20 protein-coding genes are annotated in these 19,588 nt (G+C 66.4%); 11 read left to right on the plus strand and 9 right to left on the minus strand.

Annotated elements, in window-relative coordinates; translation table 11 throughout:
* The first annotated feature begins 20 nt into the window (after nucleotides 1-20).
* The gene (locus tag ACT2BZ_RS07495) at nucleotides 21-224 is read left to right on the plus strand and encodes a hypothetical protein (protein WP_457940233.1); all 204 of its coding nucleotides are present in this window, start codon (nucleotides 21-23) and stop codon (nucleotides 222-224) included.
* A 21-nt stretch (nucleotides 225-245) separates the two neighbouring features.
* Here ACT2BZ_RS07495 and ACT2BZ_RS07500 read toward each other — a convergent pair whose 3' ends face one another.
* The 4 genes from ACT2BZ_RS07500 to ACT2BZ_RS07515 form a co-directional block, all read right to left on the minus strand.
* Nucleotides 246-1,247: a cytochrome d ubiquinol oxidase subunit II gene (locus tag ACT2BZ_RS07500; RefSeq protein WP_457940234.1), complete on the minus strand. Its 1,002-nt coding sequence runs from the start codon at nucleotides 1,245-1,247 to the stop codon at nucleotides 246-248.
* Nucleotides 1,248-1,251: 4 nt separating this feature from the next.
* Nucleotides 1,252-2,619: a cytochrome ubiquinol oxidase subunit I gene (locus ACT2BZ_RS07505; RefSeq protein WP_457940235.1), complete on the minus strand. Its 1,368-nt coding sequence runs from the start codon at nucleotides 2,617-2,619 to the stop codon at nucleotides 1,252-1,254.
* Between the two features lie 108 nt (nucleotides 2,620-2,727).
* Entirely contained in the window at nucleotides 2,728-2,949 is a 222-nt protein-coding gene (locus ACT2BZ_RS07510) for a hypothetical protein (protein ID WP_457940236.1), read from the minus strand.
* A gap of 105 nt (nucleotides 2,950-3,054) precedes the next feature.
* On the minus strand, nucleotides 3,055-5,046 hold the full coding sequence (locus ACT2BZ_RS07515) for a PhoX family protein (protein ID WP_457940237.1): 1,992 nt from the start codon (nucleotides 5,044-5,046) through the stop codon (nucleotides 3,055-3,057).
* A 147-nt stretch (nucleotides 5,047-5,193) separates the two neighbouring features.
* Here ACT2BZ_RS07515 and ACT2BZ_RS07520 point away from each other — a divergent pair, with 147 nt between their 5' ends.
* The 4 genes from ACT2BZ_RS07520 to ACT2BZ_RS07535 all read left to right on the plus strand — a co-directional run bounded on the left by ACT2BZ_RS07520 (nucleotide 5,194) and on the right by ACT2BZ_RS07535 (nucleotide 8,962).
* A complete protein-coding gene (locus tag ACT2BZ_RS07520; RefSeq protein WP_457940238.1) occupies nucleotides 5,194-5,898 on the plus strand; it encodes a phosphatase PAP2 family protein in 705 nt (234 codons plus the stop codon).
* A gap of 64 nt (nucleotides 5,899-5,962) precedes the next feature.
* Nucleotides 5,963-6,229: a helix-turn-helix domain-containing protein gene (locus ACT2BZ_RS07525; RefSeq protein ID WP_457940240.1), complete on the plus strand. Its 267-nt coding sequence runs from the start codon at nucleotides 5,963-5,965 to the stop codon at nucleotides 6,227-6,229.
* 74 nt (nucleotides 6,230-6,303) lie between these two features.
* Nucleotides 6,304-8,046, plus strand: a complete 1,743-nt coding sequence (locus ACT2BZ_RS07530) for a SulP family inorganic anion transporter (protein WP_457940241.1) — start codon at nucleotides 6,304-6,306, stop codon at nucleotides 8,044-8,046.
* Between the two features lie 49 nt (nucleotides 8,047-8,095).
* On the plus strand, nucleotides 8,096-8,962 hold the full coding sequence (locus tag ACT2BZ_RS07535) for a DUF6625 family protein (protein ID WP_457940242.1): 867 nt from the start codon (nucleotides 8,096-8,098) through the stop codon (nucleotides 8,960-8,962).
* A gap of 18 nt (nucleotides 8,963-8,980) precedes the next feature.
* On the opposite strand, the gene ACT2BZ_RS07540 is transcribed toward ACT2BZ_RS07535, so the two are convergent.
* The 3 genes from ACT2BZ_RS07540 to ACT2BZ_RS07550 all read right to left on the minus strand — a co-directional run bounded on the left by ACT2BZ_RS07540 (nucleotide 8,981) and on the right by ACT2BZ_RS07550 (nucleotide 11,287).
* Complete coding sequence (locus ACT2BZ_RS07540; protein ID WP_457940243.1) at nucleotides 8,981-9,796, minus strand: YiiX/YebB-like N1pC/P60 family cysteine hydrolase; 816 nt, start codon at nucleotides 9,794-9,796, stop codon at nucleotides 8,981-8,983.
* 76 nt (nucleotides 9,797-9,872) lie between these two features.
* The gene (locus tag ACT2BZ_RS07545) at nucleotides 9,873-10,817 is read right to left on the minus strand and encodes a CHAD domain-containing protein (protein WP_457940244.1); all 945 of its coding nucleotides are present in this window, start codon (nucleotides 10,815-10,817) and stop codon (nucleotides 9,873-9,875) included.
* Complete coding sequence (locus ACT2BZ_RS07550) at nucleotides 10,814-11,287, minus strand: CYTH domain-containing protein (protein WP_457940245.1); 474 nt, start codon at nucleotides 11,285-11,287, stop codon at nucleotides 10,814-10,816. Before ACT2BZ_RS07550 ends, ACT2BZ_RS07545 begins: the two co-directional genes overlap by 4 nt.
* Before the next feature lie 79 nt (nucleotides 11,288-11,366).
* On the opposite strand from ACT2BZ_RS07550, the gene ACT2BZ_RS07555 reads away from it, so the two are divergent.
* The 5 genes from ACT2BZ_RS07555 to ACT2BZ_RS07575 all read left to right on the plus strand — a co-directional run bounded on the left by ACT2BZ_RS07555 (nucleotide 11,367) and on the right by ACT2BZ_RS07575 (nucleotide 15,481).
* Nucleotides 11,367-12,056 (plus strand): CerR family C-terminal domain-containing protein, encoded by a 690-nt coding sequence (locus tag ACT2BZ_RS07555; protein ID WP_457940246.1) that lies wholly within the window; start codon nucleotides 11,367-11,369, stop codon nucleotides 12,054-12,056.
* Between the two features lie 2 nt (nucleotides 12,057-12,058).
* Entirely contained in the window at nucleotides 12,059-13,009 is a 951-nt protein-coding gene (locus ACT2BZ_RS07560) for an HlyD family secretion protein (RefSeq protein ID WP_457940247.1), read from the plus strand.
* A complete protein-coding gene (locus ACT2BZ_RS07565; protein ID WP_457940248.1) occupies nucleotides 13,006-13,923 on the plus strand; it encodes an ATP-binding cassette domain-containing protein in 918 nt (305 codons plus the stop codon). The genes ACT2BZ_RS07560 and ACT2BZ_RS07565 overlap by 4 nt, the downstream gene beginning before the upstream one ends.
* Nucleotides 13,920-15,056 carry an ABC transporter permease gene (locus ACT2BZ_RS07570; protein ID WP_457940249.1) on the plus strand — a complete coding sequence of 379 codons (1,137 nt, stop codon included), beginning with the start codon at nucleotides 13,920-13,922 and terminating at the stop codon, nucleotides 15,054-15,056. The genes ACT2BZ_RS07565 and ACT2BZ_RS07570 overlap by 4 nt, the downstream gene beginning before the upstream one ends.
* A gap of 74 nt (nucleotides 15,057-15,130) precedes the next feature.
* Nucleotides 15,131-15,481 (plus strand): hypothetical protein, encoded by a 351-nt coding sequence (locus tag ACT2BZ_RS07575; protein ID WP_457940250.1) that lies wholly within the window; start codon nucleotides 15,131-15,133, stop codon nucleotides 15,479-15,481.
* A 55-nt stretch (nucleotides 15,482-15,536) separates the two neighbouring features.
* Here ACT2BZ_RS07575 and ACT2BZ_RS07580 read toward each other — a convergent pair whose 3' ends face one another.
* On the minus strand, nucleotides 15,537-15,872 hold the full coding sequence (locus ACT2BZ_RS07580; RefSeq protein ID WP_457940251.1) for a hypothetical protein: 336 nt from the start codon (nucleotides 15,870-15,872) through the stop codon (nucleotides 15,537-15,539).
* Nucleotides 15,873-16,054: 182 nt separating this feature from the next.
* On the opposite strand from ACT2BZ_RS07580, the gene mbfA reads away from it, so the two are divergent.
* On the plus strand, nucleotides 16,055-17,038 hold the full coding sequence (mbfA, locus tag ACT2BZ_RS07585; RefSeq protein WP_457940252.1) for an iron exporter MbfA: 984 nt from the start codon (nucleotides 16,055-16,057) through the stop codon (nucleotides 17,036-17,038).
* Between the two features lie 15 nt (nucleotides 17,039-17,053).
* On the opposite strand, the gene ligD is transcribed toward mbfA, so the two are convergent.
* On the minus strand, nucleotides 17,054-19,585 hold the full coding sequence (ligD, locus tag ACT2BZ_RS07590) for a DNA ligase D (protein ID WP_457940253.1): 2,532 nt from the start codon (nucleotides 19,583-19,585) through the stop codon (nucleotides 17,054-17,056).
* Between the last annotated feature and the right edge of the window lie 3 nt (nucleotides 19,586-19,588).

The raw sequence follows: 19,588 nt of genomic DNA on the forward strand, positions 1-19,588 counted from the left end.
GCCGCTTCTGGAGCATAGAGATGAGCATGTTTGACCTGAACGATGGCATTGGCGGCGCGCTGTTCGGCAGCGTCGCCTCGTTGCGCCGCAACGTGGCGCTGAGACGCCGCGTGGCGCGGGACTGGGCGTCCCTGGAGCGCCTCGATGATCGCGTGCTGAGCGATCTCGGCCTGTGGCGTGAACGCAATGGCAGCCAGTGCCGCCGCTGCGAGATACGCTTCTAGGCGGCTTCGCGCGGCCTGCGCCTAGTCGTAGCGCAGGTCGCCCGCCTTGCCGCCGAAAACGCGGTAGGCATAGAAGGAGTAGCCGATGATCACCGGCAGGACGACGGCGGTTCCGGCGAAGATGATGCCGAGGCTTTCTGTCGCCGAGGCTGCCTCCCAGATGGTCAGCTGGTCTGGCACGACGAAGGGATAGAACGAGTAGGCGAGACCGAAGAAGCCGAGCGTGAAGATCGCCGCCAGGCACAGGAACGGCACCAGCGCGTGGCGGTCCCCCGGCTTGGGCAGGTGAAAGGTCTCGCGCCAGAGATAGACGAACAGCACGCCCGAAAGCAGCGGCAGCGGCGACAGGTACAGAAGGTCGGGCCAGACGAACCAGCGCTCGAAGATGCGCGGCGAGGCGAAGGGCGTGGCAAGCGACACGGCCGCCATGCCGAGCACGGTAAACAGCAGCAGGCGCTGCAGCCACTTCACCGCCTTCTTCTGCAATTCGCCTTCCGCCTTGTAGATCAGCCAGGCCGCGCCCATCGCGGCATAGGCGGCGGAGAGGCAGACCGCGACCAGCGCGCCGAAGGCAAAGGCAGCGAGCCCCGTCTGCAGCCCCAGCACGTAGATGCCGAGCATGTAACCCTCGGCCAGCGAGGCGATCAGCGATCCGACGAGGAAGGCGCGGTTCCAGCGCCGCTTGCGCCCGGCCGGCACCTTGGCCCGGAAATCGAAGGCAACGCCGCGCAGGATCAGCCCGAAGAGCAGGACGAAGGCCGGCAGGTAGAGCGCCGTCAGGATGACGCCGTGCGCCTCGGGGAAGGCCACCAGCAGCAGCCCGACCGCCAGCACCAGCCAGGTTTCGTTGGCGTCCCAGAAGGGCCCGATCGCCGCGATCATCGTGTCCTGGTCTTCCTCCTCCGCCACCGCGAAGAGAATGCCGATCCCGAGGTCGAAGCCGTCGAGCACCACATAGATCAGGATCGCCAGACCCATCAGCCCGGCAAAGGCGAGCGGCAGCAGGGTTGCCCAGTCGATCATGGCATCATTCTCCCGCGACCGGTTGCGTCAGCGGCCGGTCCAGAATGCCGGGCAGCGGCGAACTGTCACCCTCCTTCGCGGCCTTCAGCGACAGGTGCACCAGCACGCCGATATAGGCGGCAAGCAGCACCACGTAGAGGATGAGATATATGGCAAGCGTCAGCGCGACATGGCCGCCCGGAACCGGCCCGAGCGCGTCGGCCGTCTTCAGCACGCCGCTGACCAGCCAGGGCTGCCGGCCGATCTCGGTCGTGTACCAGCCGGCCAGGGTCGCCACCCAGCCCGACAGCGCCATCGGCACCATCAGCAACCCAAGCGGTCTGGGCAGGCTCCGGCGCCGCCACAGAAAGAACGCCGCCGCCCACGACACCGCAAGCATCAGCATGCCCGTGCCGACCATGATGCGGAAGCTCCAGAACAGCGGCAGCACCGGCGGATGGTTGCCGACATAATCGTTCAGGCCGGGCACCACGCCGTCGCTACTGTGCCGCAGGATCAGGCTGGCCCCGTTCGGGATCGTCACCTCGTAATGGTTGGTGCGCGCCTCCTCGTCGGGAATGGCAAACAGCACCAGCGGGACGTTGGCGCCGGTTTCCCAGTTGGCCTCCATCGCGGCGATCTTCTGCGGCTGGTGTTCAAGCGTGTTCAGCCCGTGCTGGTCTCCGGCGAGGATCTGCAAGGGGATCAGCACGGCCGCAGCCGTCACCGCCGCGCGCAACGCCTTCATCATCGATTCCGAGCGGTCGCCGCGCAGATAGCGCAAGGTCGACAGTCCCGCGATCAGGAACGAGACCGTCAGCCCCGAGGCGAGCAGCATGTGCACAAGGCGGTAGGGGAAGGAAGGGTTGAAGACGATCGCCCACCAGTCGGTCGCGTAGGCGACGCCGTCGCGCATCTCGAAGCCGGCCGGCGTCTGCATCCAGCTGTTGAGCGCCAGGATCCACACCGCCGAGAGGGTGGTGCCTGAGGCGACAAGGAACGTCGCCAGCGTATGCACCCGGTTCGACACGCGTCGGAATCCGAACAGCATGATGCCGAGGAAGGCGGCCTCGAGGAAGAAGGCAGTCAGGATCTCGTAGGCAAGCAGCGGCCCGGCGATGTTGCCGACCTTCTGCATGTAGCCCGGCCAGTTGGTGCCGAACTGGAAGCTCATCGTCACGCCCGACACCACGCCCATGGCGAAGGTCAGCGCGAACACCTTCACCCAGGTGAAATAGGCCCGCATCCAGGCCGTGTTGCCTGTCGCGCTGTAGCGCCACTTGAAGAACAGCAGCATCCATCCGAGCGCGATGGTGATGGTCGGGAACAGGATGTGGAACGAGATGTTGGCCGCAAACTGGATGCGCGACAGGATGAGGGGGTCCGTTTCCATGATGGCCCTTCGCGATTGCCTCACTGACTAGTTAGGGCGGCAGACGGGCGCGTCAAAGCGCCAAGATGCCGCGCTTTCGCGATCGCACGACGGCGCGCCGGGAAAGGCTCAGGCAGACTTTGCCGGCCGCTCGATGCAGGTCGCCTCGCGCAGCGACTGCTCATCTACCATGCCGGCGTTGTAAAGCGCCAGGATCGTCAATGCCGTGTCCCGTGCCCTGCTCGTTTCCGGCTCGATATGCCCGACCCGGCATGCCTCGTCAAAGACCCGCTTCAGCTTGGCGATCTCGGTCGGCTTCAGCACTCCGCGGTCATAGATCGAATTGGGCATGGTCACCTCAAAGCGGCAAACGGCCTTGCAGGCTATAGGTTGCATGCCCTTCAGGCGAATCCGGCCGCCAGATCCGGCGGCCGGTCTCTGTCTGCCTGTGGCGGTCTAGACGCCAATCTTGCCGCCGCCCTGTCGGGTGATCGCCAGCACAGACGGCCTTACCGGCATGTCGGGTTTGAAGTCGGGCCAGCGTGTCGACGGGTCCTCGTAGTAGGAGGCGCGGCCAAAACCGTCCCAGTCCTCGCCGCCGTCGCCGGGATGCTGAACGGCCACGAACGCCGTCTGGTCGTCCGGGGTGAACAGCGGGCCGCACAACTCCGCGCCGATCGGCACGCGGAAGAACAGTTTTGACGTCGCGCGCGCCGCTCCTTCCGTATCGACCGCCCACAGGCCGTCAGTCCGGCCGGTTGCCTTCGGCCCCTGTCCGTCGGTAGCCACCCACAGCCGGCCGGCTGAATCGACGGCGCAATTGTCGGGCATGCCGAACCAGCCATTCGCCGTGGTGGCCGTCGAGAACGAGGCGCCAACATCGGCGACGGACGGGTCGCCACATTTCAGCAGCACTTCCCATTTGCCGGTAGTGGCGGCGAAGTCGCCGCCCTCTTCGGTGATCTCGATAATGTGGCCGAAGGCATTCTTCTCGCGCGGGTTCGCGGCATCCACTTGGTCGGTCTTGCGCTTGGTGTTGTTGGTCAGCATCACATAGACCTTGCCGTTCGATGCGTTCGGCTGGATGTCCTCCGGCCGGTCCATCTTGGTGGCGCCGAGCAGGTCGGCGGCGCGGCGCGTCTCGATCAGCACGTCGGCCTGGCTGTCGAAGCCGTTCCTGGCGGTCAGCGGGCCCTCGCCGTGCACCAGCGGCATCCACTCGACGGAGCCGTCCTCGGAGAACTTCGCCGTGTAGAGCGTGCCCTCGTCGAGCAGGTCCATGTTGGCTGCCCGGTCGTCCGGGTTGAACGTGCCGGCCGTGACGAACTTGTAGACGTAGTCGAAGCGCTCATCGTCGCCGAGGTAAAACACCACGCGGCCGTCCGGCGCGACGATCGATTCCGCACCCTCGTGCTTGAAGCGGCCCATGGCGGTGCGCTTCTTCGGCGTCGAGTTCGGGTCGTTGACGTCGACCTCGACGATCCAACCGAAGCGGTTCGGCTCGTTCGGCTCCTTGCCGATGTCGAAACGCTCGTAGAACTTTGCCCACTCGTAGGAACCGTCCGGCACGCCCATGCGCTCGTAATTGGCCGCCTCGCTGTGACCAGCCGGAAGCTCGCCGGCGAAGTAGCCGTGAGTGTTTTCCTCGGCCATCACATAGGTGCCCCATGGCGTGACACCCCCGGCGCAATTATTGACCGTACCGAAGACCCTGGTGCCGCTCGGATCGGCATTGGTCTTGACCCGGTCGTGGCCGGCAACCGGCCCTGACAGCAGCATCTCGGTGTTCGACGTGATGCGGCGGTTGAGCTTGCCCTCCAGCACCGGCTGGAACTTGCCGTCGACCTTGCGGATTTCGACGATGGTGCCGCCATGCGCGGCCATCTCGATGTCGACCTGCTCCTTGCTGAGCGGGCCCTGCTCGACCTTGCCGTCGACGATCTTCACCAGCCCGGGGAACATCAGGTGCGGGTTGGTGTACTCGTGGTTGACCACGAGCAGGCCGTGGTCGGCCGAGCCGTCGATCGGAACGAAGCCGACATAGTCGTTGTTGTAGCCGAACTGCTTCGCCTGCGCTTCGGCCGTCTGGTTGGCAGCGTCGAATGCGGGCGCGTCGGCAAACAGCGGGTCGCCCCAGCGCAGCAGGACGTCGGCATCGTAGCCTGCTGCAACGTGGTGAGTATCGTCGACGCCGGCTTCCAGCTCGTCGAAGCTGAAGGCCGACGCAGCTTCCGCGCGCGCCTCGTCGGCGAGGATCAGCGCGATCGGGCTGACGGTCGCCGAGATCGCCGCGACCGCGAGCGAGCCCTTGAGCAGGCCGCGGCGCGAGAAGCGCGAGGAGATGATCTCGCCCATGGTCGGGTTTTCGCTCGCATTATGGCCGGGGCCATCATTCTCCTCGAGCTGGCTGGTGCGGAACGGCGAACTTGCCTGGGGATGATCGTTCATGGGACTACCTCTGGCTGGCGGTTGGCTTGAGATGGACAATTCGCCGTTCGCTACAAGTCGTCGATTACAGCACGATGACGGATCGGCGAATTGCGATCCAGCCGGCAGCTTTCACGCCGCGAGACATGTGACACGAAGGAGAGACGGATGGTGCGGCAATTGTGGAAGCGGGCGGAGTTCTCGGTGCTGCTTGCAGGCGCAATCGTGGCTTTCGGCCTGTGGAGCTTCCAGGAACTGGCCGAGGTTGCGCTCGATAGTACCGCGCATGATTTCGACACCGGCATCCTGCTTGCCCTGCGCGAGCCCGGCCGACCCGATGACCCGATCGGCCCGGCATGGCTCGAAGGCGCCGTGCGCGACATCACCAGTCTCGGCTCGATGGCCGTGCTGGTGCTCTTGACTGCCGGCGCTGCCATCTACCTGATGATGATCCGCAGGCGCTTCGAGGCGGCCCTTGTGCTGTTCACCGTAGGCGGCGGCCAGGTCCTGTCCAGCCTGCTCAAGCTCGGCATCGACCGGCCGCGCCCGGAACTCGTCTCCCACCTTGCCGATGTCCAGACGCTGTCCTTCCCGAGCGGCCACGCCCTGCTCTCGGCGGTGGTCTATCTGACGCTCGGCTCGCTGCTTGCGGGCCATGCCGCCAGCCGCGCGGTCAGGATATTCATTATCGGCGCCGCTGTTCTGGCCACCCTGATGGTCGGCGCGAGCCGCGCCTATCTCGGTGTCCACTGGCCATCAGACATCCTCGCGGGCTGGAGCATCGGCTTTGCCTGGGCGATGGCCTGCTGGCTGGCGGCGCGACTGCTCTTCCGGGGCCGAGACAAGGCCGATGTATCCCTTCCGAACCCTTAGACATTATGCTTGATACATCATCATGCATGTTCTAAACATGCACTTGCAGCGAGGAGAGTGAGCGTTGATCACTGCCCAGCAGATGCGCGCCGCGCGGGCTCTCGCCGGCATCGACCAGAAAGTGCTTGCCGAACGGGCGGGCGTATCGGTGCCGACGATCCAGCGCATGGAAGCCAGCGACGGCGTGGTCAGGGGCGTGGTCGACACGCTGGTCAAGGTGATCCGCGCGCTGGAGGAATCCGGCGTCGAGCTGATCGGCGAGAACCAGCCGAGCACGGCTGGCGGCAGGGGCGTACGCCTCAGGTCGCCGGGCGACGCTCCACCCGGCTGAAGCTGCACCAAGTCGCGACGCGACCGCCGACACATTCTGCCGACGATCACGCCGCCCAGGCACTGGAAGGCAGGATGAACGCAGCGGTCCACTCCACCCGGCACAACCCCGGCCTGACATACCGGCAGCTCTTCACGCCAAAGCTCGTCACCGTGCTGCGCGAGGGCTACGGTTCAGCCCAGCTGCGCGCCGACGTCGTCGCCGGCCTCACCGTGGCGATCGTCGCGCTGCCATTGTCCATGGCCATCGCCATCGCCTCCGGCGTCTCGCCCGATCGCGGCCTCTACACTGCCATTGTCGGCGGCTTCATCGTCTCGCTGCTCGGCGGCAGCCGCTTCCAGATTGGCGGCCCGGCCGGCGCCTTCATCGTGCTGGTCGCCTCCACCGTGGCGCGGCATGGCGTCGAGGGGCTGATCCTCGCCACCATGATGTCGGGCGTCTTCCTGGTCGCCGTCGGCTACCTGCGGCTCGGCACCTACATCAAGTTCATTCCCTACCCGGTCACCGTCGGCTTCACCGCCGGCATCGCCGTCATCATCTTCGCCAGCCAGATATCGGAACTCTTCGGCCTGTCACTGGCTGGCAAGGAACCCGGCGCGCTGATCGCCAAGCTGACCGCACTTGCCGCCGCGGCCGGCACGGTCAACGCCTCGGCCGTCGCCGTCGCCGCGCTCACCATCGCCACCATCGTCGGCCTCAAGCGCTGGCGTCCGTCATGGCCGGGCATGCTGGCGGCGGTCGCGCTGGCCTCGCTCGCCGCCGCCGCGCTCGGCCTGCCGGTCGAGACCATCGGCACGCGCTTCGGCGGCATCCCGCGCTCCTTCCCGCTGCCGTCGCTGCCCGCCTTCGACCTTTCTCTCATGCAGGCCATCCTGCCAGACGCCATCGCCTTCACGCTTCTCGGCGCCATTGAATCCCTTCTCTCGGCGGTCGTCGCCGACGGCATGACCGGGCGGCGGCACCGCTCCAACTGCGAGCTCGTGGCGCAGGGCTTTGCCAATATCGGCTCGTCCCTGTTCGGCGGCATTTGCGTCACCGGCACCATCGCCCGCACCGCCACCAATGTGCGGGCCGGCGCGCATGGCCCGGTCGCCGGCATGTTGCATTCGCTGTTCCTGCTTTTCTTCATCCTCGCCGCCGCGCCGCTCGCCAGCTACATCCCGCTCGCCGCCCTTGCCGGCGTGCTCGCCGTCGTCGCCTGGAACATGGTCGAGAAGACCGCCTTTGCCGCTCTCATCCGCTCCTCCTGGGGCGACGCGCTGGTGCTCCTGGTCACCTTCGCGCTGGTTGTCTTCCGCGACCTCACCGAGGGCATCGTCGTCGGCTTCGCGCTCGGCTCCGTGCTCTTCATCGACCGCATGTCGAAGGCCATCCATGTCGAGGCGCTGGAGGGCGTGGCCATCGCCGACGTCGCCGACACCGAGAACGGCGACCGCCCGCCCTATGACCCCGCTGCCTCTTCCGACCCCGACACCGTCGTCTACCGCATCAGCGGCGCCTTCTTCTTCGGCGCCGCCTCGGCTGTCGCCGCCGTTCTCGACCGCATCGCAGACCAGCGCCGCAACTTCGTGCTCGACTGCTCGGCCGTGCCCTTCCTCGATTCCACCGCCGCCAACGTCATCGAGGGCGCGGCCCGCAAGGCGCGCCGTGCCGGCGTGCGCTTCATCATCGCCGGTGCTGCGCCGCAGGTCCGCCGCATGCTCTTCCAGCACGGCGTCAGGCCACCGCTCGTCCGCTATAAGACGACGACCAGAAGCGCGCTGGAACAGCTCCGCAACGGCCGCCAGTCGGAGACGCCGGCCGCCGCAACTTGGTGATCCTGTTTCACGCGTGTTAGACGGAGCCCGACCGGCGTCGGAATACGTCATGAAACCACTCATTCTGATATCACCCTGGTTCGGGCCCTGGCCGGAGTGGATCAATTTCTTCATCGAATCCTGCAAATGGAATCCCGAGGTCGACTGGTTCATTCCCACGGATCAGCAGCCCCCGGAAAACACCGCGCCCAACGTCCGGTACGAACGCCTTTCCCTCGACGACTACAAGCGCGAGGCGGGGTCGGCGCTTGGCGTGAACAAGGCGAAGATGACGCCCTACAAGCTTTGCGATCTGAGGCCCTTTTTCGGCCTCGTCCATGAGGCCCATCTCGCCGGCTACAGGCATTTCGGCTACTGCGATATCGACGTCATCTTCGGCGATCTGCGCGCGGTCTACACGGACCGGCTGATGTCCTCCTATGACGCTATCTCCGCGCACCAGCGGTTTCTGTCGGGTCACCTCGCCGTGTTCCGCAACACCCGCCGCATGCGCCAGTTCGGCAAGTCGATCTCGCGCTGGCGGTCCCGGCTCGAGGCTCCCGATCACTTCGGGCTGGATGAGCGCGATTTCTCCAAGCGGGTGCGGCCGCGCCGCCGTCGCTGGATCAGGCGCCTCCTGGCTCCGACCTCGCTTTACGTCGAGCGCTTCAGCACGCCGGATGCCTTGATTCCGTGGCCTGATGGGAGCCCCGGCCCGACAAGCTGGACATGGGTTGGGGGCCGTCTCGGCAACGAGTTTGGCGGCGCGGACTCGCTGTACCTGCATTTCATGAACTGGCAATCGAACCGCTGGCGCAAGGCAGACGAGGGGCCGGCGCCCTGGACCCGGCTCGAGCGCATCGTCCAGTGCGACTGGCGCGAGGCCGCAGAGCGCGGCTTCTCGATCTCGCCGCAAGGGATCCGCGCGCTGCCGTGAGGACCCTGCGGCGACCGCTCAGGCGTCCTTCGCCGTTGCCGCGCTCGTGACCTCGGCCGGCTTCTCGCTCCAGATCACCGCCTTGTAGTCGAAGCCATATTCCAGCGTCGGCTTCACGATCCTGAAATAGGGCGACAGGTCGAAGTCGCGCGGCGTGTAGAGAGAGTGGTGGCGGATTTGCAGGATTTCCCTGCGCGAATAGTTCGACTGCGCCGAGGCCCGGCCGGGCGCGCGGGTGATTTCTGGCAGGATCGGGTAGCGGATCGTCTCGTAGGCCTGCGCGATCAGCGACGAGCAGATGGCGCGCGTCGGGTCGCCGGAACCGAAGGCCAGCGCGCGGCGGCGCCAGCGCACCGGCATCGGCGGCGTCGGGAAGAAATAGCGCAGCATGTCGAAGATGTTCTTCATGTCGTACTTCAGCCCCAGCCGCTCGACCATGAAGCCGACCACCTGGTTGCGGTCCTCTGGCGACATGCCGTGCGCGCGGCAGATGCGGGTGTTGTAGGTCTTGTATTTCGACAGCGGCACGGCGACGCAGCCTGCCCCGAGATTGACCTCGATCAGCCGCGGCCGTTCCGTGCCGTCCTCCGGTTCAGGCAATGTGTCCCCGACATAGAGCGCCGAATGCGACCAGGTGGACTGCGTCAGGTATTTGATCGCCGCCGAGATCTTCTGGTTGCCTTCGACCAGCAGGATGTCGCCGGGCTCCAGCGTACGCAGCAGGGTTTCGGGGTCTGACGGCGTGTAGGGCTCGTAGCCCGACGACTGCATCGTCAGCAGGCCGGCGAGAAAGCGCCCGAATCTGTCGAGTAGCGTGTCGCTGGTCTCGGTCATGCCTTGGCCAGTAGCATGACCTGACGGTCTTTTGCCACCGGGAGCACGGCTCACGAATCCGTCAGGGAGCAGCCTGCTAGGCGGCGCGGTGCGTTCCGGCCGGCCCGCGGCCTTCGGCGAGGTCGTCGCGCGCCCTGCGGGCAAGCTTCTTCACGGCCCGTTTCGGGCTGTCGGAGGACAGTTGCCCGGCCTCCGCGAGGCAGGTCTTGCGCAGCCTGCGCTCGGAGCGCTTGAGCAGCCGGTCTATGAGCTTCGTCTCGGCCTTGCCGGCAAGCGGATCGCCGTCTCCGGCAAGCAGCGCGCGCATGACGAGGATGTCATGCAGGTCGCCCAGCCTTTCGCCGAGCGCCTCCACCTCCTGTGCCTGCGCCTGTATTGGCTTCGGCCACAGTTTCTTCAGCAGCCACAGGTGCATGGCATGCGCCTTCACCGCCTTGCGCAGGTCGTGGAAGTCACTCGCTTCGCCGCGCTCGCCGGCGTCCCTGAGAGCCTTGCGCGCCTTGGTCAGCACGTCGCGCGCGCCCTCCGCCAGCACGTCGGCGGCCTGTTCCGGGTCGCCCGGCAGCACCAGCGCGTCGATCTTGCCGAGTCCTGCCCGGCACGACGCGGCGGCGCCCTCGGCCAATGCGGCAAGCGCCCTGTCCTCGTGCAGCAGGCGCTTGCGCCGGGCCTTCAGCGTGGCGCGCATCGCCTCGAAGGCTTCTGCCGCCGCGTGTTCGGGGAAGCTGTCGGCCAGCCTGTCGATGGTCTCGATGAGTGCCGCTGCCTCGCGCGGACCGGCGAGGCTGGCCGAGATGTCGCGGTAGCGCGCATTTTCCTCGCGGACGAAACCCGGGTCGCCCGTGCGCACCAGCCGCAGCAGAGCACGCAGCCGCTTGATGCGCTTGCGGCAGCCATGCATCGCCTTGTCGGGACTATCGGGCGCCGACGCCAGGTGACGCAGCATGCCCTCGATCTCGCCCTTGGCGATGCGGCGCACCTCGGCCGTCAGCGGCAGGCGCGGATCGATGCGAAAGCTCATGCGGCCGCCTCAGGTAGGTCGCCAAGGGCAAGCGATGCGTTGTAGTAGCGGGAATCGTCGGTCACTTCCTGCCCAAGCCATTCCGGCAGCCTGTCGTCCGGCACGTCGTCGGGCGTTTCAAGTTCGGCGATCACCAGTCCCGCGAGCGCTCCCCCGAAGACATCCACTTCATAGAGATAGCCAAGATGCCTAACATGGCAGCGTGTCTTCTCGATGACGCGCCCGAGCGCGAAGGCCTGCATCTCCTCGGCGTCCCCGAGCGGGATCGGATACTCGAATTCGTCGCGCCGCCGCCCCGCCCCGCCGAATTTCAGCGTCAGCATCCCCGACGTGCCGTCGCTTACCCGGACGCGCAGCGAACGACCGCCGGCCGCCGACAGGTAGAACTGCCGGATCCGGATTTCGGCCTCCACGCCGTCGCGCCAGCCATTGCCCGACACAAGGAACTTGCGTTCGACTTCTTCTGCCATGCCCGGCACTAAAGCCCGCGCCAGTCGGGGAGGCAAGGCGCTCCTTGACTTTAATCATACGATTGATTAAATTTGAAGAATGATCAGGAATACCGAAACCGCGCCGTCCGCGCGTGACCTCAACAGGTCCCCCGCCGAGCAGACCCGAGGCGCGCTGGTTCATGCCGCGCTCAAGCTGTTCGGTCGGCAGGGCTACCACGCCACCTCGACGCGCGAGATCGCCGCGCTCGCCAAGGCCAATATCGGCTCGATCGCCTATCACTTCGGTGGCAAGGCCGGGTTGCGCGCCGCATGTGCCAACTACATCGTCGAAATGATCGGCCAGATCGCCGGCGCGGCCCTGGCCGAGCCGCCCGAGGCGCCGAAGGATGACCCCGAGGCCGCGCACCGGCAGCTGAACCTCATTCTCGATCGCATGGCCGGCTTTGTCGTCGCGCGCCCGGAGGCCGGCGAGATCGTGCAGTTCGTGCTGCGCGAGCTGTCGCAGCCGAGCGAGGCGCTCGACATCATCTACGAAGGCGTCTTCGATCCCGTCCACCGCAGGCTTTGCGCCATCTGGGCCAGGGCCAGCGGCGAGGATGCCGACAGCGACCGCACCCGCATCACCGTCTTCACCATGATCGGCCAGGTGATCTATTTCCGCATTGCCCGCGAGGCGGTCATGCGCCGCATGGGCTGGACCGCCATCGGGCCGGCCGAGGCCGGCATGGTCGTCGATGTCGTCAGGGACAATCTCGACGCCGTGCTTGCCGCGCGCAGGAGGGGCTGACGATGAGCATCTTCTGCTCCGTTCCGCTGATTGCCACGCTTCTCGGCTGCGGCACCGCCGCGCCGCTTGCCGTCGGCTATGTAGAGGGCGAGTTCGTGCAGCTGGCGCCGATCGAGGTCGCCACCGTGCAGTCGGTTCTGGTGCGCCGCGGCGACCGCGTCGAGGCCGGGCAGGCCGTTGTCGAGATGCAAAGCGCCGATGTGGCCATCGCCGTTGCCCAGGCCGAGGCGGCGCTGGCGCAGGCCGAGGCGCAGTTGGCCGATCTCAAGCTCGGCAAGCGTCCGGAAGAGATTGCCGTGCTAGAGGCCATGGTCCGTTCGGCCAAGGCCCAGGCCGAAGAAAGCCGGCGCGTGCTGGCGCGCGCCGACGACCTCCTGAAGCGCGGCATCGCTCCGCAGGCGCAGTATGACGAGGCGAGCACCGCCGTCGAGGTCGCCGAGGCCCAGATCAACCAGGCCGAGGCCAATCTCGCGGTGGCCAGGCTCCCGGCCCGCGCAGAGGCGATCAAGGCCGCCGAGACGCAGGTCGTCCAGGCCGGGCAGGCGGCCGCGCAGGCCAAGTGGCGGCTTGCCGAGCGCACCGTCGAGGCTCCGGCGGCCGGCCGCGTCGACGACGTCATCCGCAACCCCGGCGACATTGCCGGCCCGTCGGCGCCGGTCATCTCCATGCTGCCTGACGGCGCGGTCAAGCTCACCCTTTTCGTGCCCGAGCCGGCCTTCGCGTCGATCAGCGTCGGCAGCCTGCTTGAGGTGCATTGCGACGGCTGCGCGGCCGGCCAGCAGGCGCGCGTCAGCTACGTCTCGCCCGATCCCGAATTCACGCCGCCCGTCATCTACTCGCTCGAGAACCGCCAGAAGCTCGTCTACCTCGTCGAGGCGCGCCCGCTCGCCGACGCTGCCGCCCTGCAGCCCGGCCAGATCGTCGACGTGGTGCTGGCGGACCCGTCGCGATGAACGCCATCGAGGTCCGCGACCTCGTCAAGCGGTTCGGCGATCGCACCGTCGTCGACCATGTCACCATGACCGTCGCCGAGGGCGAGATCGTCGGCTTCCTCGGCCCGAACGGTTCCGGCAAGACCACGACCATACGCCTGATGTGCGGCCTGCTAACGCCCGATGGCGGGGAGGGCACCGTGCTCGGCTACGACCTCCTGACCGAAAGCCTCAGCATCAAGCGCGAGGTCGGCTACATGACGCAGAAGTTTTCCTTCTACGAGGACCTGACGATTGCCGAGAACCTCGAATTCGTTGCCCGCCTCTACCGCCTGAAACCGGTCGCCGAACATGTCGACCGCACGCTCGAAGATCTCGGCCTCTCCTCGCGCCGCAACCAGCTTGCCGGCACGCTGTCGGGCGGCTGGAAGCAGCGCGTCGCGCTTGCCGCCTGCATCATGCACCGGCCGAGGCTGCTGCTTCTCGACGAGCCGACCGCCGGCGTCGATCCCAAGGCCAGGCGCGATTTCTGGGACGAGATCCACCGGCTGGCGCGCGACGGACTCACCGTGCTCGTCTCCACCCACTACATGGACGAGGCCGAGCGCTGCCACCGCATCAGCTACATCTCCTACGGCAAGATGCTGGCCACCGGCACCGTGGCCGAGGTCGTCGAGAATGCCGGTCTGACGACCTTCGTCGTCGAGGGACCGCGGCTTGGCGAAGTGGCGGCGATGCTCGAGGGGCGGCCGGGCGTCGAGCAGGTCGCTCCCTTCGGCGCGACGCTGCATGTCGTCGGTTCCGACCGCAAGGCGCTGAAGGCGGCGCTCGCTGACATCGGCCGGCGCGAGGGCGTCAGCGTCAGACCGGGCGAGACCAGCCTCGAGGACGTCTTCATCCAGTTCATGGCCGGCTCGCAGGACAACATGGCATGAACGCCGTCTTCTCCTTCGCCCGTCTCAGCGCGCTGCTCATCAAGGAGTTCATCCAGATGCGGCGCGACCGCATCACTTTCGCCATGATGCTCGGCGTGCCGCTGATGCAGCTCGTGCTGTTCGGCTTCGCCATCAACAACGATCCGAAGAGCCTGCCGGCGGCCTTGGTGGCGATCAGCAACGACCACTACACCCGCGCCATGGTCTCGGCGCTGGAGACGACCGGCTATTACCGATTCGACCATGTGGTCGCGAGCGCGGCGGAGGCCGAGGCGCTGATGGCGAGCGGCGCCGTCTCCTTCGTCGTCACCATCCCCGCCGATTTCGCCCGCCGCGTCGATAGCGGTAACAATCCGCAGATCCTGATCGAGGCCGACGCCACCGATCCATCTGTCGCCTCGGGCGCCATTTCGACGCTGGGCACCGTGGCCTCCACCGCGCTCCTGCGCGAGCAGGGCATACAGGCGCAGGCAGCCGAGAACGCCAGGAGCCAGCTCGAGGTCGTCGTCCACCGGCGCTACAATCCCGAAGGCATCTCGCAATACAACATCGTGCCCGGGCTGCTCGGCGTCATACTGCAGATGACGCTGACCATGATGACCTCCATCGCGCTGACCCGCGAGACCGAGCGCGGCACGATGGAAGACCTGCTTGCCATGCCGGCAAGCCCGCTCGAAATCATGCTCGGCAAGGTGCTGCCCTATCTGGTCGTCGGCGCCGTGCAGGTCGTTGTCGTGCTGGTCGCCGCGAAGCTGCTCTTCTCGGTGCCCTTCGTTGGCTCGCTGCCGCTGCTGCTCGGCGCCATCTTCGTCTTCGTCATGTCGCTGGTGCTGCTCGGCTACACCATCTCCACCGTCGCGCGCACCCAGATGCAGGCGCTGCAGCTCACCTTCTTCTTTTTCCTGCCCTCGCTGCTGCTGTCAGGTTTCATGTTCCCCTATCGGGGCATGCCGGCCTGGGCGCAGTATGTCGGCGAGATCTTCCCGTTGACGCACTTTTTGCGCATCACCCGCGCCGTCATGCTGAAGGGTGCCGACTTCGCCGCGATCGGGGCTGAGGTCGGTGCGCTCGCCCTGTTCATCGTGCTCTTTGCCGGTGTGGCATTGCTGCGCTTTCGCCGTACGCTGGACTAGTCTATCTCGATTCGGCGGCACGCAACCCGAAGGTCTCGGCTGCGTTAAGCCGTGTCGAAACTGGAACCTCCAAGATGCGCAAATATGTCGTTGGTTTGGCCCTCGTGGCCGGCTTGTCTTCACTGTTGCCTGCGGCCTCCTTTGCCAAGGACCTGCAACTCGAGATCGGCCGCGACGGGCTTCGACTGAAAGAAGCATGCGATTGGCGCTATGACGACTGCCGCGATGACCGGCATCACCGCGATCAGGGCCGGCGCTTCTGCACCGAGGAACGCGCGCTCGACAAGGCGGAGCGGATGGGCGTCAGGCGCGCCCGCGTCGTCGCGGCAAGCCGCCGCTCCATCGACATTCGCGGACGCGACCGCCGCGGCGACCGCGTCATGCTTCGCTTCGGCCGCGACCGGGATTGCGCGCTTTACCGCTAGGCATCCCGCAGCAGGAAGCGCGGCAGGCGGGGCGCAACCCTGCCTGCCGCGACGCTCAACCCATCAGCGAGCGTACGCGCTTTTCGCCGCCCGCCTTGCGCCAGGCGTTGAAGCGGTGCGTCGCCGCGGCAAACGAGATCTTCATCGCCCGCGCCACCGAGTAGCGGCTCTTGCCTTCGTCGAACATGCGATAGCAGCATTCGACGCCCTCTTCCGACAGCTTGCCGTCGGCGGTCTTGTTCTGCGGGTTGGCCGGATCGAATTTCTGCGCCGCCTGCTCGACCAGCCCCTTCAGCCGGTCGAGATCGCCCTGGATGCCGGCAATGAGCTCGAGCACGGGTTGGGGATCGAACGCCACCTTTGCGGCCTCTTCGGATTTCTTGGTCGTCATGGCAGAACCTCGCCTATAGGGTAAGGTTAGCCTATATAGGTTCGGTCCCGTGCCGGAGAAGACATGGCTTGCCAAAATTGCGGCGCTGCCGAGCATCCGCTTCCACGCGGACCGCGTCCGCCATTGACCTGCCCTAGGTTCCGACATACTTTAGAATAATTCTAAACTAGAGATTTGCAGCCATGTTATCTCGCGTCTTCGGCATTGGCCGCCGCTCCTTCGATTCTCTGTCCGAGCAGGAAATTCTCGCGCTCGCCATATCGTCGGAGGAGGACGATGGTCGCATCTACCGTGCCTATGCCGACGGGCTGCGCGAGGAATACCCGGCCTCGGCCAAGGTGTTCGAGGAGATGGCCGAGGAAGAGGACGGCCACCGCGCCTCGCTCATCGCGCTGCACCAGAAGCGCTTCGGCGAAAGCATCCCGCTGATCCGCCGCGAGCATGTCCGCGGCTATTACGAGCGCAAGCCCGACTGGCTGGTCCGCCCGCTCGGCATCGAGCGTGTTCGCGATCAGGCCGAATCCATGGAGGACCAGGCGCATCGCTTCTACCTCGAGGCGGCAAAGCGCACCTCCGACGCCTCGACCCGCAAGCTGCTCGGCGACCTCGCCGCCGCCGAGAAGGCGCACCAGGCGCTCGCCGTCCGGCTCGGCCTCAAGCATCTACCCGAGGACATCCGCGAGGAGGAGAATTCCGCCGAGCGGCGCCAGTTCATCCTCACCTTCGTGCAGCCCGGCCTTGCCGGCCTGATGGACGGTTCGGTCTCCACGCTGGCGCCGATCTTCGCTGCAGCTTTCGCCACCGGCGACACCTGGCAGACCTTTCTCGTCGGCCTGTCGGCTTCGGTCGGCGCCGGCATCTCGATGGGCTTCACCGAGGCGGCGCATGACGATGGCAAGCTGTCGGGTCGCGGCTCGCCGCTGAAGCGCGGCCTTGCCTCCGGCATCATGACGGCACTGGGTGGCCTCGGCCACGCTCTGCCCTACCTGATCCCGGATTTCTGGACCGCCACCACCGTTGCGGTGGTCATCGTCTTCTTCGAGCTCTGGGCCATCGCCTATATCCAGAACCGCTTCATGGACACGCCCTTCCTGCGCGCCGCCTTCCAGGTCGTTCTCGGCGGCTCGCTGGTCTTTGCCGCCGGCGTGCTGATCGGCAACGCCTGACCGGGCTCCCGGCGGCTAGCGCCGGCCGAGAGGCTTGCCCTGCTTGAAGAAGTCCTTCCACGGGTCCGGCTGCTTCAGCCGGTCGAGCGTCGACTTGTCGCCTATCGGGAAGGCGTTCGGCGGCAGCCCGTCCTCGATCTCCTGCCATGTCACCGGCATCGAAACGGTGGCGCCCTTCTTGGCGCGTGACGAGTAGGGCGCGACCGTCGTCGATCCCTTGCCGTTGCGCAGGTAGTCGATGAAGATCCGGCCCTTGCGCGCCTTCTTCGACAGCGTCGCCGTGTAGCGGTCGGGCTCGGCCTGTTCCAGCGCCTTGGCGAAGTCGTGCGCGAAGCCCTTCACCTGCGTCCAGTCGGCCGAGGGCTTCAGCGGCACCACCACGTGGTAGCCCTTCCCGCCCGAGGTCTTGACGAAGGTCGGCAGCGAAAGCTCGTCGAGCCTGGCGCGGATGTCGAGGGCAGCCTGGCGAACGTCGTCGACGTCGAGCCCCTCGTCGGGGTCGAGGTCGAAGATGATCTGGTCGGGCTGTTCGAGCTTGTCTACCGTGCTGCCCCAGATGTGGATCTCGACGACGCCGAACTGCGCCAGCGCGGCAACGCCGTCGAAGTCGCGCACGAACAGCAACTCCTGCTCGTCCTCGGGGTCCTTCATGCGCAGAATGCTTTCGTGCATCCCAGGCGAGGCGTGCTTCTGAAAGAAGCGCTGGCCGTTGACGCCGTCGGGCGCGCGTACCAGCGCCAGAGGGCGGTTGACCACGAAGGGCTCCATGCGCGGCCACACCAGCGCGTAGTGTTCCCGCAGGTCCTGCTTGGAAACCTTCTCGTCGGGCCACAGTAGCTTGTCGGGGTGGCTGAGCTTGACCGACGTCTGGACGTCGCTCGCCGCGGACTTTGCGGGTTTCGCAGCCGCCTTCGTCCTGCTCTTGGGCGCCGCCCTGGCGGCGGGCTTCGCGCCCTTGTCTGCCGGCTTCGGCTTTTCTTCCACCACTTCCTCCGCCGGCTTGTCTTCGCGCAGCCCCTGGAACGATGCGTGGCGGATCATATGCTCGGCCGTCCAGCTGCGAAACTCCACTTCGCCGACCAATTCCGGCTTCACCCAGACCAGCCCCTTGCCTTTCGGCAGGCTGGCGTCGAATGGCGACTTCGCGGTCTTCAAGCCATCGAGCTTCTTTTTCAGGTCCTCCGCGACCATTGCCGAGAAGCCGGTGCCGACCCGGCCGGCATATTTCAGCGCGCCGTCCTCGTGATAGCCGACCAGCAGCGAGCGCAGCCCGCGCCCGGTCTTCTCCGACGGCAGATAGCCGCCGATGACGAACTCTTGGCGCTGCGTGCATTTCGACTTGATCCAGACCTTGCCCCGCCCGCTGCGGTAGGGCGCATCGGGCCGCTTCGACACGACACCCTCGAGCCCCATGCGGCAGGCGTGCTGCAGCATCACCTTGCCGGGTTCGGTAAAATGGTCGCTGAAGCGCACCGCCGCGTTCTCATCCTCCGCGCCGAGCAGTTCGCGCAGCCGCTCCTTGCGCTCGACCAGCGGCTCCTCGCGCAGGTCCTCGCCGTCGAGCCGCACCAGGTCGAAGACGTAGTAGATCATGCGGTCTGTGCGGCCCGACGACAGGTCTGCCTGCAATTGCGAGAAGGAGGAGATGCCGTCGCCGCCGAGCACCACGATCTCGCCGTCGATGATGGCGTCCCGGCATTTCAGCTTGCCGAGCGCCGCGGTGATCTCGCCGCCGAATTTCTCGGTCCAGTCGAGCCCGGTGCGCGTCAGCAGCTTTACCTCGGTGCCGGCGATCTGCGCCTGCATGCGGTAGCCGTCGAACTTGATCTCGTGCAGCCATTCCTTGCCGGCGGGTGCTTGCGCCTGCAGCGTCGCCAGCGCCGGCTCGATGAAGTCGAGGCTCGTTGACGCCTTGGTAGTCTTGCCGGCGGCCGGCCTGTTGGAGTGCCAGACCTTGGGTTTCTTGCCCTTGGCCGCCTTGCCTTCGCCGACCTCCTCGACGGTCAGGCCGGATTTCACCGATTGCGGCGCCTCCACGAGAATGTCCTCGCCGGGCCGTGCGGCCTGGTCGTCGGACTTGATCAGCAGCCAGTTGTCGCGCTTCTCCCCCGGCCTCGGTTTCAGCCGCACCAGATGCCATTTTCCCGACAGTTTCTCGCCCTTCAGCTCGAAGTCGATATGGCCCTTCTTCATCCCCTTGGCCGGGTCGTGCTCGGGTACCCAGGTACCCTCGTCCCAGACGATTACGGCGCCCGCGCCGTATTCGCCCTGCGGGATCGTGCCCTCGAAGGGCGCATACTCGATCGGGTGGTCCTCGACATGCACCGCCAGCCGCTTCTCGTGCGGATCGAGGCTCGGGCCACGCGTCACCGCCCAGCTCCACAGCACGCCGTCATGCTCTAGCCTGAGGTCGTAGTGCAGCCGCGTCGCCGCGTGTTTGTGGATGACGAAGATGCCGCCGGCGCCTTTCTTGCCGCGTGCCACCTTGCCGGATGGTTCGGATGTCTTCTTGAAGTCGCGCTTGGCGCGGTATTGTTCGAGCGCCATGGC

Source organism: Mesorhizobium sp. 10J20-29 (assembly GCF_054130485.1).

What these genes read in the sequence shown, in the direction of transcription:
- ligD (WP_457940253.1), bottom strand. Translation starts at nt 19,585, where the DNA reads ATGGCGCTCGAACAATACCGCGCCAAGCGCGACTTCAAGAAGACATCC.
- mbfA (WP_457940252.1), top strand. Translation starts at nt 16,055, where the DNA reads ATGTTATCTCGCGTCTTCGGCATTGGCCGCCGCTCCTTCGATTCTCTG.
- ACT2BZ_RS07530 (WP_457940241.1), top strand. Translation starts at nt 6,304, where the DNA reads ATGAACGCAGCGGTCCACTCCACCCGGCACAACCCCGGCCTGACATAC.
- ACT2BZ_RS07520 (WP_457940238.1), top strand. Translation starts at nt 5,194, where the DNA reads ATGGTGCGGCAATTGTGGAAGCGGGCGGAGTTCTCGGTGCTGCTTGCA.
- ACT2BZ_RS07515 (WP_457940237.1), bottom strand. Translation starts at nt 5,046, where the DNA reads ATGAACGATCATCCCCAGGCAAGTTCGCCGTTCCGCACCAGCCAGCTC.
- ACT2BZ_RS07540 (WP_457940243.1), bottom strand. Translation starts at nt 9,796, where the DNA reads ATGACCGAGACCAGCGACACGCTACTCGACAGATTCGGGCGCTTTCTC.
- ACT2BZ_RS07560 (WP_457940247.1), top strand. Translation starts at nt 12,059, where the DNA reads ATGAGCATCTTCTGCTCCGTTCCGCTGATTGCCACGCTTCTCGGCTGC.
- ACT2BZ_RS07545 (WP_457940244.1), bottom strand. Translation starts at nt 10,817, where the DNA reads ATGAGCTTTCGCATCGATCCGCGCCTGCCGCTGACGGCCGAGGTGCGC.
- ACT2BZ_RS07535 (WP_457940242.1), top strand. Translation starts at nt 8,096, where the DNA reads ATGAAACCACTCATTCTGATATCACCCTGGTTCGGGCCCTGGCCGGAG.
- ACT2BZ_RS07500 (WP_457940234.1), bottom strand. Translation starts at nt 1,247, where the DNA reads ATGATCGACTGGGCAACCCTGCTGCCGCTCGCCTTTGCCGGGCTGATG.
- ACT2BZ_RS07580 (WP_457940251.1), bottom strand. Translation starts at nt 15,872, where the DNA reads ATGACGACCAAGAAATCCGAAGAGGCCGCAAAGGTGGCGTTCGATCCC.
- ACT2BZ_RS07510 (WP_457940236.1), bottom strand. Translation starts at nt 2,949, where the DNA reads ATGCCCAATTCGATCTATGACCGCGGAGTGCTGAAGCCGACCGAGATC.
- ACT2BZ_RS07505 (WP_457940235.1), bottom strand. Translation starts at nt 2,619, where the DNA reads ATGGAAACGGACCCCCTCATCCTGTCGCGCATCCAGTTTGCGGCCAAC.
- ACT2BZ_RS07555 (WP_457940246.1), top strand. Translation starts at nt 11,367, where the DNA reads ATGATCAGGAATACCGAAACCGCGCCGTCCGCGCGTGACCTCAACAGG.
- ACT2BZ_RS07575 (WP_457940250.1), top strand. Translation starts at nt 15,131, where the DNA reads ATGCGCAAATATGTCGTTGGTTTGGCCCTCGTGGCCGGCTTGTCTTCA.
- ACT2BZ_RS07570 (WP_457940249.1), top strand. Translation starts at nt 13,920, where the DNA reads ATGAACGCCGTCTTCTCCTTCGCCCGTCTCAGCGCGCTGCTCATCAAG.
- ACT2BZ_RS07550 (WP_457940245.1), bottom strand. Translation starts at nt 11,287, where the DNA reads ATGGCAGAAGAAGTCGAACGCAAGTTCCTTGTGTCGGGCAATGGCTGG.
- ACT2BZ_RS07565 (WP_457940248.1), top strand. Translation starts at nt 13,006, where the DNA reads ATGAACGCCATCGAGGTCCGCGACCTCGTCAAGCGGTTCGGCGATCGC.
- ACT2BZ_RS07495 (WP_457940233.1), top strand. Translation starts at nt 21, where the DNA reads ATGAGCATGTTTGACCTGAACGATGGCATTGGCGGCGCGCTGTTCGGC.